Here is a 14550-nt window from a genome sequence, read left to right on the forward strand (position 1 = left end):
CTGGAACTGACTTTTGCCCTTCGATAAGAGAGCATGGCGGAAACTGTTATACATGGCTCATTATCTGCAGCTGGTTTCCAAAATACGCCAAACCAATTCTTCAAAATCTACACCTGCCTGTTTGGCAGCCATCGGCACTAAGCTATGATCAGTCATACCGGGAACGGTATTAACCTCAATTAATTGGTACTGTCCGAGGTCATCGATAAAAACGTCCACCCTTCCCCAGCCGTTAACACCGACCACCTTACAAGCGGTTACAGCCAAATCTTTTATAAGCTGTTCCTGATCCTGCCCCAAACCGCAAGGGCAATGATATTGCGTCGTTGAGGCCTGATATTTAGCGTCGTAATCGTAAAAAGCATTCGGCGTTTCCAAACGAATAACCGGCAACGCTTCCCCGTCCAATACCGCAACCGTATATTCTTTACCGGTAACCCAAGCTTCCGCATAAACATCGCAGCGATATTTTGCCGCTACTGCCAAGGCTTTTTGCAATTCATCCCGGTTAGTTGCCTTGCTCATGCCTATACTGGATCCTTCCTGTGCCGGTTTGACGATCACCGGAAAGCCCAGCTTTTCAATGCAACTATCAAGATCGGACTCGTCTTTTAATAAGTGCCATTTAGGCGTGACCAAGCCGTAGCCCTGCCAACACAATTTGGTCCGGAGCTTATCCATAGCTAATGCCGACGCCATTACACCACTGCCGGTATAAGGAATTCGCAATACTTCCAGAACCCCTTGCAACACGCCGTCCTCGCCGCCGCGTCCGTGGATAATATTAAACACCCTGTCAATTTTTAACCCTGCCAACGCGTCAATCGGACTACCTGTTACATCAATAGCAATCGCATCCACGCCTTTACGCTTTAAAGCTTCGTAAACGGCCGCACCGCTTCTTAACGAAACCTCTCTTTCCGCTGCCGAGCCTCCCATCATTACCGCGACGCGGCCAAATTGTTCCGGGCTATTTAGCGCCAATTCCTTCATATTGCCACACCTACCATACAAACCTCAGTCTGCAAGACTACCCCCTGTTGTTGTTCAACTCTTTCCTGTACATAATAAATGAGCGCTTCAATATCGGCTGCCGTTGCATTGCCGGTGTTAACGATAAAATTCGCGTGTTTTTCCGACACACATGCACCGCCTATTGCATACCCTTTTAAGCCGGTTTGCTCTATCAATCTTGCTGCGTAATCGCCCTGCGGATTTTTAAATACCGATCCGCAACTGGGCTGATTGGTCGGCTGGGTCGCAGACCGCTTTTCCAACAAGCCTTTAATCTTTTGTTGACTGGCTACCGTATCGCCTTTCGGCAAAGTTAACCGGCAAGCTAGAAACCACTCATTTTCATATCCCTTTACCGACCGGTAACCTATTGTAAAATCTTCAGGCTTTCTGCGCGTTACATTGCCCGATGCGTCCAGCATTTCCACGCTGTTAACGATAGGCCAAGTTTCTCCGCCAAAGGCGCCGGCATTCATTTTTAAAGCGCCGCCCATAGTTCCAGGGATGCCCGCCAAAAACTCTGCGCCAACCAGTCCCCGTTCGCCGCAAAAACGCGCCACATGCGCACAAGGCACACCCGCTTCGACATAAACCGAACCGTCGTCAGACAGGCTCATCTCTTTTAATCGGCCTTTAGTATTGATCACTGTACCGCGTATACCGCCGTCCCTGATCAATAAATTACTACCCAACCCCATCCAGAAAACCGGCTCTGCTTCAGGCAGTGCCCGTATGAATTCAATTAAATCTTGCCGGTTCTCAGGGATGTATAACCGGTCTGCAGGCCCTCCAACACGCCAACTGGTATATTTCGCCAGTCTTTCGTGCTTTAGCAAACGGCCTTTCGGCAACTGCTCCCTGCGTTGCTCTACCTCCTGCATCCTTGCAGTCGTCGGCAACTGCTCCCTGCGTTGCTCTACCTCCTGCATCCTTGCAGTCGTCGGCAACTGCTCCCTGCGTTGCTCTACGTCTTCCATTTTTAAACCTGCATCTCCTGCATCCATGCAATCGTCTAACTTCGTCAATGCAGATGTCATTTCAATTGTCATTTCTTGTAGAGGCCTTAATTTATGAAAAACAATCCGCCTATTTTAATGATTCCACAATAATAATGTACGGTATTAATCAGTATAAATACATACGTAGAACCACTTACACCATGCTGACATATCGCTTATAACCTTTTATAAACAGTGCATTGCAAATAGAAAGCGAATTAGCGGATACTTTTAAATATCCGTAGAAAATGCTGACGCCAATAATTGCGGCAACTGTGCAGCAATCTGCCCAACATTGCCCGCCCCCATCGTCAATATCACGTCATCGGCTTTTACAATGCGGGTCAATATTTGCGGCAATTCCTCCCAATTTTCGACAAATACCGGATCAACCTGTCCACGAATACGAATTGCCCGGCTTAATGCCCGACCGTCCGCTCCGGGAATCTCCGTTTCACCTGCCGAATAAACGTCCATTAGAATCAACACATCAACGGTTGCCAGCACTTGCACGAAGTCTTCAAATAAATCCCGTGTCCGCGTATAGCGGTGCGGCTGAAAAACAACAACTTTACGGCGGTCCGGCCAAGCTTGGCGCAAGGCTTCAAGCGTCGCGGCAATCTCGCGCGGATGATGTCCATAATCGTCAACCAATGTCAGCTTGCCCTCGCCGAGCGGCAAATCGCCATTGATCTGGAAACGCCTGCCTACACCTTTAAAGGCGCCCAAGCTCTTGATAATGGCCCGATCATCGACAGCCAGTTTGGTGGCAATGGTAATCGCAGCCAGCGCATTGAGCATGTTGTGCCAGCCCGGCATATTCAAAGTGACTTTTAACGGCGGATAGTCGCCTCTTCGTATAACTTCAAAAGAAGTATGCATGCCCTCTTGGTTAATATTGACTGCCCGGACATCGGCGTCTTCATGGACGCCGTAAGTCATCACCGGTTTGGATATTTCCGGCAAAATCGCCCTGACGCCTTCATCATCCAGGCACATCACCGCCAATCCGTAAAAAGGCAGATGATGCAGAAACTCTCTAAAGGTATCTTTTAATCGCTGAAAGCTGCCTTCATAAGTCGCCATATGATCTTGGTCGATATTGGTGACAATCGCCATCATTGGCTGTAGATATAAGAACGATGCATCGCTTTCGTCGGCTTCGGCGACCAAATAATGGCCTAAGCCTAATTTCGCATTACTACCTGCGCTGTTTAAACGTCCGCCAATAACAAAGGTAGGATCAAGTCCGCCTTCAGCCAAGATACTTGCAGTCAAACTGGTCGTTGTGGTTTTGCCGTGGGTTCCGGCAACGGCAATGCCAAACCGGAAACGCATTAGCTCGGCCAGCATTTCCGCGCGAGGAATGACCGGTATTCTTTGAATATAAGCTTCGTCTATTTCTTCGTTACTACGGTCTATCGCGCTGGAAGCCACGACCACGTCGACCTTGGCAATATTGGCCCGCTCATGACCAATGTTGATGGTCACGCCTAAACTTGCCAATCTTTGGGTTACCGCGCTTTCTTTAATATCCGAACCTGAAACTTGATAACCGAGATTCGATAGTACCTCGGCAATGCCGCTCATACCGGTTCCGCCTATGCCGACAAAATGTATCCGATCGACGCTACCTAATGCTTGAGCCGGCATCTGGTTATTATGAGGAGTCATAGTTTAGCCTCGGCCATGCAAATACCGGCAACGACTTCCGTTGCATCCAACCTTGCGTATTCTTTTGCAGTTTTACTCATTAAATCCAATTGCTTAATTACCTTCGTTATGTTTTCAACCAGCGCGGTTGCATTCAAATCTTTCTGGCTCAATATCAGTCCGGCACCGGCATCGGCTAAATATCTGGCATTAGCAGCCTGATGGTCGTCAATCGCGCTCGGCAACGGTATAAATATGGCCGGAACGCCTGCAGCCGCCACTTCGCTGACTGTCATTGCACCGGACCGGCAAATCACTAGATCCGCCCATTGATAGGCTGCAACCATATCTTCGATAAAAGCGTCCACTTCCGCGTTTATGCCTAACTCTTGATACCGGCTCTCGACCTGCTTTTGCATCGCAGCGCCGGTTTGATGTTTTATTTGTATTGTTTTACCAGTGGCGCTATCCGAACCTAAGGCTGCAAACGCACCCGGTACCGCTTCATTCAATGCCTGTGCGCCTTGACTGCCGCCGACGATCAGGATGTTAGTACCTTGATGAGCGATCTTTCGCTCAGCACAGCCAATAAACTGCTTCCTTAACGGATTGCCGGTAAATTTGGCGCCCAGTTTTTTGTTAAAGCTGCCTGGAAACGCTTCCAATACTTGGTTGGCCATACGTGCCAATAATCGGTTAGTGGTTCCGGGCACCCGGTTTTGCTCGTGAATGACCAAGGGAATACCTAATAGCTTGGCCATCAGTCCGCCAGGCCCGGCAACAAAGCCGCCCATTCCCAGTACCACATCGGGTTTACGTTGGCGCAGAATTTTCAAGGCCTGACTACAGGCTTTGATCAACAACAACACGGCTGTAATAAGCGATAACCATCCTTTGCCCCTCACACCGGCCACCGACAGCCAATCGATTTCTATTCCCTGCTCAGGAATCACGCGACCTTCGAGTCCCTTCTGCGTACCTAACCAACTGACTTGCCAGCCTTTTTCAATCAACTCTTGAGCCACTGCCAGCGCGGGGAACACATGACCGCCGGTTCCCCCTGCCATGATAACGATACGCTTAGCCATGGCGGCTTCTCTTTGGCGTACCGGCATTGATCTCGGCAACTTCACTTTGCACCCGAAATAACAACGCAACCGCACAGCACATGATCATCATGCTGCCGCCGCCATAACTCATTAGCGGTAAGGTCAGACCTTTGGTCGGCAAAATTCCCATATTGACGCCCATGTTGACGAATGACTGAAAGCCAAACCAGATACCCAAACCGTAGGCTATAAACGCGGAAAACCGTTGCCCAGCCTTTTCGGCAGCCACGGCGATTGCAAAAGTACGCCAAACCAATACTGAAAATAAACCAATCACTGTAACAACGCCCAACAAACCTAATTCTTCCGCAATCACTGAGAACAAAAAATCCGTGTGAGCTTCGGGTAAATAAAATAACTTTTGCACACCGCTGCCCAAACCGACACCCAACCATTCTCCACGTCCGAACGAAATCAGCGCCTGGACTAATTGAAACCCGGTTTTCAATGGATCGGCCCAAGGGTCCATAAAGCTGGTAACCCGAACCAAACGGTAAGGCGAAAAATAAACCAGCATCATTGCCAATAAGCCAATTATCAGCAGCAGCACGATAAATTGCGATAATCGGGCTCCTGCTAAGAACATGACACCCATGGCTATCATCATAATAACAACAGCCGAACCGAAATCCGGCTCCATTAACAATAGCAAACTGGCCACCGAGAAGAGCCCCAGCGGCTTAAGCAAACCAAAAGCTGCATTCTGAACTGACTCTTGATAGCGCGTTACATACCCCGCCATATAGATGACGGCGAAAAACTTCACCACCTCGGATACTTGTATTCTTAAGCCGCCTAACGACAACCAACGCACACTGCCGTTAACCTTTACGCCAAGGCCTGGGATCAACACAATAATTAGTAACAGTAATCCTGCTATAAACAATTGTGGGCCTTTCTCCGCCCAAACCCGCATTGGAACTGCCGCAACGCCTGCACCGAAAATCAGGCCCAAACCAATATGCACCAACTGTCTTACAGGATAATACAAACCGTTACCGGTCATTTTTATACCGAGATGTAGCGATGCAGACGCTACCATCACATAGCCGATCAACAGTAAGCTCGTGCTCACGGTCAGTAATACCGGATCAAAATGGAATTGTCCGATCCGTATTCGCGGTGATTTCATTGATAGTCTCCAGATAGGGCGGCGGCATCACAATTTGTAAAGAACAAATAAAATCGCCCCCCCAGAAGACCCGAAGTATCGCAATCAGTAAAGAAACGACGCGACCAATCTCCAAACAGCCGCCTACTCATATGGCTGCCACGACTGGCGGAAAACCGCTGGAGCGGTCAACCAATGCCAGAACGGCTTTGGTAAATTTTTCGCCCCGATCCTGATAGTTTTTATATTGGTCAAGACTGGCGCAGGCAGGAGACAGCAAAACACTCTCACCGGCATCGGCAAGGCTCGCTGCAATCTGTACGGCTTGCGCCATATTGTCTGCAGAATAAACGGGGACGCAACCATCCAAGGCCTGCTTTATCAAGCCTGCATCCTTACCCATCAATACCACGCTTTTTGCTTTTTCCTTGATTGCAGGCGCTAATTCATTCATATCGGCACCTTTTGCATCGCCGCCGGCAATCAGAATCACTTTACGCGCATAACCTTGTAATGCCGCAACGCAAGCCCCAATGTTGGTCGCTTTCGAGTCATTAACCCAGGTAACGCCGCGTATTTCCGCAACGCGCTGCATCCTGTGACTTAAACCTTTAAATCTTCTTAAAGCGTCACACATAACCTGCTCGTCTAATCCCATGGCGACACCTAAAGCCAACGCAGCCAAAGCATTCGCCGCGTTATGTCTGCCTTCAAGCGGTAACTCAGCCAACGGCATCAGGCATAATTCATCGTGCATCAGATATTCTACGTCGTCCTTGTATTCGAGATAGAAATCAGCTTTTTTATTAATTGAGAAGGCAAATGTCTTTCTACCCTCGTTGCGCATCGCAGAAACAACAGAATCATCCAAATTGATGACCATGAGCCCGTCACCTCTAAAAATTCTCTGTTTCTCCCGCGCATATTCATCCATGTTAATGTGCCTATCCAAATGATCGGCACTGACATTAAGTACTGTCGCTGCCGCCGCACTCAAAGCTGAGGTTCGTTCCAGCTGGAAGCTCGATAATTCGAGCACATAGAGTTGTGCATTTAACGCCAATAAATCCAAAGCCGGAGTCCCCAGATTCCCCCCTACGCCCACTTTCAACCCTGTTGCTTTGGCCATTTCCCCCAACATAGTCGTTACCGTGCTTTTGCCATTAGAACCGCTAATCGCAACAATAGGTGCATCGACAGAGCAGGCAAACAGATCAATATCGCTGACTATTTTCGAGCCGTTAGCAATGGCTTTCATTATCGCCTGTTCGTTCAACGATATTCCCGGACTGACCACCAGGTGCGTCGCCACCTTAAACGCGGCTTCATCGAATCCTCCGGTGAAAACCGGTGTGTCGGGCATTTGCTGAAAAAACTCTTCCATCATCGGAGGCTTGTTACGGCTATCCGTAATAGCGAACTTAAAGTTTAAGTTTTGCAAGTAATGCGCAACCGAAATTCCTGTGTCACCAAGGCCCACAACCAAAACCTTGGCAGTTTCCGGATCCAAAGCAAAATTCTTTTTTAGCAATGCAATAATGGCTTCATTGCTGACAGAATCCTGAATAGGGGCATGAGCTTTATTCATTTATTATCTCAGTTTCAAGGTCGCCAAACCGATCAGCACCAAAATGACAGTAATAATCCAGAAGCGCACAATAACGCGAGGTTCCGGCCAGCCTTTTAATTCAAAATGATGATGTATCGGCGCCATACGAAAAACACGCTTTCCGGTCATTTTGAATGAGGCTACTTGAATGATCACCGATACCGTTTCCATCACGAAGACGCCCCCCATAATCATTAATACGATTTCCTGCCTGACCAGAACCGCCAGTACACCTAAAGCGCCACCCAGCGCCAGCGCGCCGACATCGCCCATGAATACCATAGCGGGATAAGCGTTAAACCATAAAAAACCTAATCCGGCACCGACCAAGGCCGCGCAAAATACAATCAGTTCGCCGGCATTCGGCAAATAAGGAATTGCCAGATATTGTGAAAATGTCACATGCCCGGATAGATACGCAAAAATCCCCAAGCCTGTTGCGACCATCACGGTCGGCATAATCGCCAATCCGTCCAAACCGTCGGTCAGGTTAACGGCATTGCTGGTTCCGACGATCACAAAATAGGTCAGGACAATGTACAGCCATCCCATGTCCAACATAACGTCTTTGAAAAACGGGACGATCAATTGCGTTTCTGCCGGCAATATTGCTGTTTTATATAAAAAAACAGCCGCCATTAAGCCGATAATCGATTGCCAAGTGTATTTGGCCTTAGCCGATAAGCCATCACTATTGCCTTTGATGACTTTTCTATAATCATCAATAAAACCGATCACGCCGTAACCCAGCGTTACCAACAAAATAACCCAAATATATCGATTGCCGAGATCCGCCCATAACAGCGTACTGAACGCAATGGCAACCAGAATCAACGTGCCGCCCATCGTAGGCGTGCCTTTCTTCTCATAATGCGATTGCGGGCCCAGCTCGCGGATACTTTGCCCAATCTTGTTGCGGCTTAATTTTCTTATCATTATCGGTCCGATAATGAAAGAAATGATCAATGAGGTTAAAGCGCCAAGAATGGCGCGGAACGTCAGGTAGTGGAACACCCTGAAACCGCCGTCAAAGGTCATTAAATAATCTGCAAAATAAAGTAACATTATTTATTTCCTGAAGTTCTCAACCAGTGCGGCCGCTACATTCTCCATGCGTTGAGCCCTTGATCCTTTGATCAAAATCACTTCATCACCTTTGAGTTCTTGCTTTAGCACTTCAATCAAATCATTTTGGCTATCAAAAAAAGTGGCTCCTTCACCAAAAGCCTTTACCGTATTTACAGCGTCGGCCCCAACGGCCAAAAGCCGCACTACACCACTTGATTTAATTAATTCGCCCATTTGTTCATGTATTTTCGGGCTCTCGGGCCCTAACTCTCCAAAAGCTCCGAGAACCAGCCAACGCCTCCCGTCACAGTTGGATAGCACATCCAGTCCGGCTTTCAGCGAGGCCGAATTGGCGTTATACGTATCATCAATAACGATATTGCCTAACCGGCTTACCAGCGGCTGCAACCGCCCCGTAACCGGTTTTACGCTTTCCAGTCCTTGTTTAATCTGCTGCAGATTAATATCCAGGGCTAAACACGCGGCAGTTGCCGCCAATGCGTTAATCACATTATGCCGCCCCGCCAGTCTTAGTTTTACGGTTAACGCTCCTTTTTCAGTCACTAATTCAAAGGTAGTGGCGAAGGCATTATCAATAACTTCCGTTTTAATGGAATGCGCCGTTACGTCGGCCCGGCCATCTATGCCAAACGAGATAACTTTTCTTGTTCCGGCTACCGAATTCCAATAGTCGAAATAGTCATCATCGCGGTTAAGCACCGCCGCGCTGTCCGGTCGTAGCGACCGAATTATTTCGCCCTTTGCTTTAGCTACACCGTCAACGCTGCCGAAGCCTTCTATATGAGCAGGCCCTACATTGGTAATAATCGCAACGTCAGCCTGTGCATATTGACTGGTATATTCAATTTCGCCCGGATGGTTTGCGCCCATTTCAATGACGGCAAACCGATGCTGGTCATTCAAACGCAATAAAGTTAAAGGCACACCGATGTCATTATTCAGGTTGCCTTGCGTGAACAGCGTATTGCCATCAATGCTCAATATCGCCGCAACCATTTCCTTGACGGTGGTTTTGCCGTTACTGCCGGTAATACCTACAACTGCCAAGGAAGAAGATGTTTTTTTTCGCCAAACCCCAGCCAATTCTGCCAAAGCCAAACGTGTATCATCAACAACGACATGCGGCACCGTTGCGTTAATTCCCCTGTGTACAATTGCCGCTACGGCCCCTGCTCGTACCGCTTCGCTTACAAATTCATTTCCATCGAAATTAAGGCCTTTAATAGCAACATAAAGCTGCCCAGGCTGTATCGCTCTGGTATCTATACTGATTGATGGAATGACGACGTCTTCCCCAACCAATTCTCCATGCACGCAGGCCGCGACCTCGCTCAGCATCATATTCATCTATCTTGCTCAACTTGGGCATGACGTTTATTTAACGCATCCATCACGACCTGCCGGTCACTGAAAGGCACACACACGCCATTGCTTTCCTGATATTGCTCATGGCCTTTACCCGCAATCACGATGCAGTCATTCTTAGCCGCACTTACTACCACTTTTTGTATCGCCTGTTCTCTGTTTCGAATAACTTGAATCTTACCGGTTACTGCAGCACTCCTATCCTCTATGACTGACGAACTGCAACCGGCCAAAATATCATTGACTATATCTAATCCATTTTCATATCGCGGGTTGTCATCGGTAACGACTATATAATCCGCCCATCGTTCTGCAATTTTTCCCATTTGCGAACGTTTACCCTTATCCCTATTGCCGCCACAGCCGAACACTACCCATAAAGCCTGTTTACAATGCTTACGCAAACTGGACAAAACTTTATCCAAGGCGTCGGGAGTGTGGGCATAATCCACAAAAATCAATGGATCATTCTCAGCCCCGAAACGCTCCATGCGGCCAACAACCGGCTTTATGCAAGTCAGTCTTTTTGCTGCTTCAGCCAACGAGACGTCCATCGCTAACATTACAGTTAAAACAGCCAAGACATTCTCTACATTAAAATCGCCGTATAACGGTACTTTTACTTGCTGAGTTTGGTCTTTATAGTGAACATCGAATTCGATCCCTTCAGCTTGACACTGTATATTTGCAGCACAAACATTCTCGCCTGGATACGACTTTCCCGCTTTTACGCTAAATGTCCATAACTGCACGGATCCCGGTACCGCAGCAATAATCTGCTCGCTGTAAGCGTCATCCAAATTCACTACAACAAAAGCCAACCCCGGCTTTTTCAATAATTCCAATTTGGCTAGCACATAAGCATCCATCGTACCGTGGTAATCCAAATGGTCGCGGCTGATGTTGGTAAATACCGCTCCTTTAAATAAAACCCCGTTTACCCTGCCTTGCTCCAAGCCATGCGAAGAAACCTCCATCGCTACGGTATGTTTTTTACTTTTTAGTAATTCAGCCAGTATTTTATGAATCGCCAGCGCATCGGGCGTGGTATTCAGAGTTTTGCTAAGCTTGCCCCATTCACCCCAACCCAATGTCCCAATGATTCCGCAGTTATCCAACATCTGGCTTAAAAATTGGCTGCAAGACGTTTTACCATTAGTGCCGGTAATACCGATAACTCTCATAGCCCGGGAAGGATCGCTATAAAAGCGCGACGCTATTTCACCCAACTTTAAGCCCAGATCGTCTACCGGAATCATCGGGACTCGGTTAGCGATGTCGCATTGCGATGCTTCTGCCAACTGCCGGCCATTCCCTGCCGGGTCAAAAATTACCGCACAGGCTCCGTTATTGATAGCCTGTTCAACATGCGCCAATCCATGCTGTTTAGCTCCGGCTAAAGCAATAAAAGCATCACCGCTCACCACTTCCCGGCTATCTAAAGCCAAACCGGTGACCGCCAAGGACGATGGCCACGACTGCTCCCGGCAGTCATCGGTATTTCCTCCATCCATGGAGGTCAAAAGTGTCGCAATCGGTAGGGAATCGATGCGACCAACCGGCATATCACTTTGGCATAGAAAAGGGGCCAATCCGTCTAATAAATCGTTCAATCGCAGTAATTGCTGCATGCGCGGAACCGTTTCTTTATTCATGACGTTCGTCATGTTATGGCGCCTTTCCTGTCAATAAGATAGGCATATTATCCTGCTGGTCAGGAGCAACCTCTAACACTCTCAACGCGCCAGCCATTACTTTAGAAAACACCGGAGCCGAAACTATCCCGCCGTAATATTGGCCTGCAGACGGCTCATCAACCATGACGACGATAATCAACCGCGGATTTTTGGCGGGAGCCATGCCGGCAAAAACAGAAAAATAACTTTTCTCGACATATCCGCCCGCACCGGCTTTCTTCACTGTTCCGGTTTTTCCGGCTGCGCTATAGCCCTCGACTCTACCTTCGTAAGCGGTACCGTCTTTCATAAGTACAGTTTCCAGCATAGCCCTGACTCTTTTGGCTGTCTTTGCTGAAAATACCCGTTGTTGATCGACATCTTCGTCCCGCCGGAACAAACTAACCGAGTGCAGAATGCCGTCATCCGCCAATGCCGTATAAGCTCTTGCCAACTGGAGTGCGGAGGTGCTCACACCGTAACCGAATGACAAAGTCGCCCTATCAAACTCATGCCAACTTTGGTAGTCAAGCAAACTGCCATTGGCTTCTCCGGGAAAGCCTGAACCGGGAGCGACACCGAAACCCAACTTGTTATAAACTCCCCAAAAATATTCCGGGGGCATTCGCAATGCCATCTGGCTTACTGCAACGTTGCTGGATTTTTTCAACACACCTGTCAAATCCAACGTTCCGTAATTATGCACATCCTTTACCAGATGACTTCCAACCTGATAAGTCCCATGAGTTTCGAATACCTCATTTGGCTTGACATATCTTCCGTCTAACGCAGCCGCGACAACAAAGGGTTTCACTGTCGAGCCAGGCTCGAATACATCGGTTATCGACCTGTTCCTGTACAGGCTTTCCTTTAAACCCTTCCTGCTATTCGGATTGAACGACGGCTGATTGACTGCCGCCAAAATTTCTCCTGTCTTCGCATCCAGGACTACCAGCGCCGCTGATTTTGCCTTGTTCAGGTTAACCGCCAGTTGCAGCTCCCGATACGCCAAATACTGGATGCGCTGATCGATGCTTAAATCCAGGTTCTTGCCCGCAACCGGCTCTTTTATATTTTCTACATCCTCAATAATGCGGCGCTGCCCGTCCCTGATAACGCGTTTGCTACCTGGAATTCCTTTTAATGATTTTTCATATCCCGACTCAAGGCCTGCCTGGCCAATATCATCGATATCGGTAAAGCCGACGAGGTGTGCCGAGACTTCTCCGGCCGGATAAAAACGCTTGAATTCCCGCTCGAAATAAACACCTGCAAGCTTAAGCGCCTTGACTTGATCGGCAATCACCGGACTCACTTGGCGGGCAACATAAACAAACTGTCTATGCGTATCGCCGTTAATCAGCTCATTCACTTTTCCCTTCGGCGAATTCAACAATTTTTCCATTTGCCTGATTTCGTTTTCTTTAGCAGGATCCACCTCTTGCGGATTCATCCAAATGGACTCAACAGGCGTGCTGATCGCCAACGGTGCTCCGTTTCTATCCTTTATCATGCCTCGGTATGCCGAAACCGGCACATCACTGACATGGCGCATATCTCCTTGCTCTTTTAGAAACTGTTTATTCAACACCTGTAAATCGACAGCTCGACCTACCAGCACTACCATACAAGCCATTATAAAAATGACTACTATTTGTCTTCGTCCTGAAAAGTTGCCGGCTGTTTTATTTGTCCTGCTTCTGCCCTGAAAATGCATCATTTACGGCTTTATATAAATAATCTTTTCTCGCAATGGCATAATCAGTTTCAATTGATCCCGTGCCACTTGCTCTACCCGATTCAGTTCTGCCAAAGTAGTCAGCTCTAATTGCAGCTGTCCCCATTCCACTTCATACTGATCCAATGCCCTTTCCTGCTTTTGGATCTCGATAAAAATTAACCGCGACTGGTATTTACTGTAAATTACAGCCAGAGCAGATATCAAAAGCACCAATATCAGTGCCCCTATACCTAAATATCGACTTATTGCCACTTAAACTTTCTCGGCTACTCGCATAATTGCACTTCGCGCCCTCGGGTTCAGGTTAATTTCCTGCTGTTCAGCTCTCAGAGCTTTACCTACTTTCTTCAAGATACCTTTGGCAATATCAACTTCTTTAATAGGCAGTTTGCCCGGATTATATTTAGCTCCGGACTCAGCCCTGATAAAGCGTTTAACAATCCGGTCTTCCAATGAATGAAAAGAAATAACGACTAAGCGCCCGGAAGGCTTCAAAATTTTGGCTGACTGTTGCAAAACAGTTTTTAACTCATCCAACTCACTGTTAATTTTTATACGGATTGCTTGAAAACTGCGGGTTGCAGGATGTTTATGCTTCTCTTTGACCGGTACGACATCTTCAATAAGCTTTGCCAACTCCCTTGTGGTTCTAACCGGAGCATCGACTCTTCTTTCAATAACCGCATGAGCTATGCGTCGTGCAAATCGCTCTTCGCCGTATTCAAATAGAACCTCAACCAGTTCCTTTTCATCAACGCTAGCCAGCCATTGCTCCGCCGTAATGCCGGCATTGCCATCCATCCGCATATCCAACGGTCCGTCGCGCAAAAAGCTAAAACCTCTTTCAGGATTGTCTAGCTGAGGCGAGGACACGCCCAAATCCATTAATATGCCGTCAACTTTTCCAACCAAACCTGCATTTGTAACTATATTTTCCAGCTCGGAAAAAGGTGTATGTTTTAGATCAAACCGTTTGTCTTCAAGCATGGCTTGCGCATAATCTGAATCAATCGCATCCAAATCCCGATCGAATGCCAACAGCCGCCCCGCAGGCCCCAATAAATTTAAAATTCCTTGACTATGTCCGCCCCGACCAAAAGTACAATCCAGATAAACGCCGTCTTCTTTAATAGCCAATTGCTGCAAAACTTCTGCAAACATAACGGGCAAATGTTCCACTAACAA

12 protein-coding genes are annotated in these 14550 nt (G+C 47.8%); all 12 read right to left on the reverse strand.

Annotation, left to right across the window (positions count from 1 at the left end; translation table 11 throughout):
* Positions 1-60 precede the first annotated feature (60 nt).
* The 12 genes from EKO24_RS16735 to rsmH all read right to left on the reverse strand — a co-directional run bounded on the left by EKO24_RS16735 (position 61) and on the right by rsmH (position 14544).
* Positions 61-993: a D-alanine--D-alanine ligase gene (locus EKO24_RS16735; protein WP_127028076.1), complete on the reverse strand. Its 933-nt coding sequence runs from the start codon at positions 991-993 to the stop codon at positions 61-63.
* A complete protein-coding gene (gene murB, locus EKO24_RS16740; protein ID WP_127028122.1) occupies positions 990-1895 on the reverse strand; it encodes a UDP-N-acetylmuramate dehydrogenase in 906 nt (301 codons plus the stop codon). Before murB ends, EKO24_RS16735 begins: the two co-directional genes overlap by 4 nt.
* 348 nt (positions 1896-2243) lie before the next feature.
* Positions 2244-3686, reverse strand: a complete 1443-nt coding sequence (gene murC / locus EKO24_RS16745) for a UDP-N-acetylmuramate--L-alanine ligase (protein ID WP_127028077.1) — start codon at positions 3684-3686, stop codon at positions 2244-2246.
* Entirely contained in the window at positions 3683-4753 is a 1071-nt protein-coding gene (gene murG / locus EKO24_RS16750) for an undecaprenyldiphospho-muramoylpentapeptide beta-N-acetylglucosaminyltransferase (RefSeq protein ID WP_127028078.1), read from the reverse strand. Before murG ends, murC begins: the two co-directional genes overlap by 4 nt.
* A complete protein-coding gene (gene ftsW / locus EKO24_RS16755; protein ID WP_127028079.1) occupies positions 4746-5906 on the reverse strand; it encodes a putative lipid II flippase FtsW in 1161 nt (386 codons plus the stop codon). The genes murG and ftsW overlap by 8 nt, the downstream gene beginning before the upstream one ends.
* A gap of 127 nt (positions 5907-6033) precedes the next feature.
* Positions 6034-7473 carry a UDP-N-acetylmuramoyl-L-alanine--D-glutamate ligase gene (murD, locus tag EKO24_RS16760; RefSeq protein ID WP_127028080.1) on the reverse strand — a complete coding sequence of 480 codons (1440 nt, stop codon included), beginning with the start codon at positions 7471-7473 and terminating at the stop codon, positions 6034-6036.
* Positions 7474-7476: 3 nt separating this feature from the next.
* The gene (mraY, locus tag EKO24_RS16765; protein WP_127028081.1) at positions 7477-8559 is read right to left on the reverse strand and encodes a phospho-N-acetylmuramoyl-pentapeptide-transferase; all 1083 of its coding nucleotides are present in this window, start codon (positions 8557-8559) and stop codon (positions 7477-7479) included.
* A gap of 3 nt (positions 8560-8562) precedes the next feature.
* Positions 8563-9930, reverse strand: coding sequence for a UDP-N-acetylmuramoyl-tripeptide--D-alanyl-D-alanine ligase (locus EKO24_RS16770; protein ID WP_127028082.1), 1368 nt, complete (start codon positions 9928-9930; stop codon positions 8563-8565).
* Positions 9927-11462 (reverse strand): UDP-N-acetylmuramoyl-L-alanyl-D-glutamate--2,6-diaminopimelate ligase, encoded by a 1536-nt coding sequence (locus EKO24_RS16775; protein ID WP_127028123.1) that lies wholly within the window; start codon positions 11460-11462, stop codon positions 9927-9929. The genes EKO24_RS16770 and EKO24_RS16775 overlap by 4 nt, the downstream gene beginning before the upstream one ends.
* A 154-nt stretch (positions 11463-11616) precedes the next feature.
* Complete coding sequence (locus tag EKO24_RS16780) at positions 11617-13344, reverse strand: peptidoglycan D,D-transpeptidase FtsI family protein (protein WP_127028083.1); 1728 nt, start codon at positions 13342-13344, stop codon at positions 11617-11619.
* Positions 13345-13617, reverse strand: a complete 273-nt coding sequence (gene ftsL, locus EKO24_RS16785; protein WP_241674595.1) for a cell division protein FtsL — start codon at positions 13615-13617, stop codon at positions 13345-13347.
* Positions 13618-14544, reverse strand: coding sequence for a 16S rRNA (cytosine(1402)-N(4))-methyltransferase RsmH (rsmH, locus tag EKO24_RS16790; protein ID WP_127028084.1), 927 nt, complete (start codon positions 14542-14544; stop codon positions 13618-13620).
* Positions 14545-14550: the final 6 nt, after the last annotated feature.

Origin of the sequence: Candidatus Methylobacter oryzae, assembly GCF_003994235.2 — a bacterium.
GTDB classification, from domain to species: Bacteria; Pseudomonadota; Gammaproteobacteria; order Methylococcales; family Methylomonadaceae; genus Methylobacter_A; species Methylobacter_A oryzae.

What these genes read in the sequence shown, in the direction of transcription:
- EKO24_RS16735 (WP_127028076.1), bottom strand. Translation starts at nt 993, where the DNA reads ATGAAGGAATTGGCGCTAAATAGCCCGGAACAATTTGGCCGCGTCGCG.
- murB (WP_127028122.1), bottom strand. Translation starts at nt 1,895, where the DNA reads ATGCAGGAGGTAGAGCAACGCAGGGAGCAGTTGCCGAAAGGCCGTTTG.
- murC (WP_127028077.1), bottom strand. Translation starts at nt 3,686, where the DNA reads ATGACTCCTCATAATAACCAGATGCCGGCTCAAGCATTAGGTAGCGTC.
- murG (WP_127028078.1), bottom strand. Translation starts at nt 4,753, where the DNA reads ATGGCTAAGCGTATCGTTATCATGGCAGGGGGAACCGGCGGTCATGTG.
- ftsW (WP_127028079.1), bottom strand. Translation starts at nt 5,906, where the DNA reads ATGAAATCACCGCGAATACGGATCGGACAATTCCATTTTGATCCGGTA.
- murD (WP_127028080.1), bottom strand. Translation starts at nt 7,473, where the DNA reads ATGAATAAAGCTCATGCCCCTATTCAGGATTCTGTCAGCAATGAAGCC.
- mraY (WP_127028081.1), bottom strand. Translation starts at nt 8,559, where the DNA reads ATGTTACTTTATTTTGCAGATTATTTAATGACCTTTGACGGCGGTTTC.
- EKO24_RS16770 (WP_127028082.1), bottom strand. Translation starts at nt 9,930, where the DNA reads ATGAATATGATGCTGAGCGAGGTCGCGGCCTGCGTGCATGGAGAATTG.
- EKO24_RS16775 (WP_127028123.1), bottom strand. Translation starts at nt 11,462, where the DNA reads ATGGATGGAGGAAATACCGATGACTGCCGGGAGCAGTCGTGGCCATCG.
- EKO24_RS16780 (WP_127028083.1), bottom strand. Translation starts at nt 13,344, where the DNA reads ATGATGCATTTTCAGGGCAGAAGCAGGACAAATAAAACAGCCGGCAAC.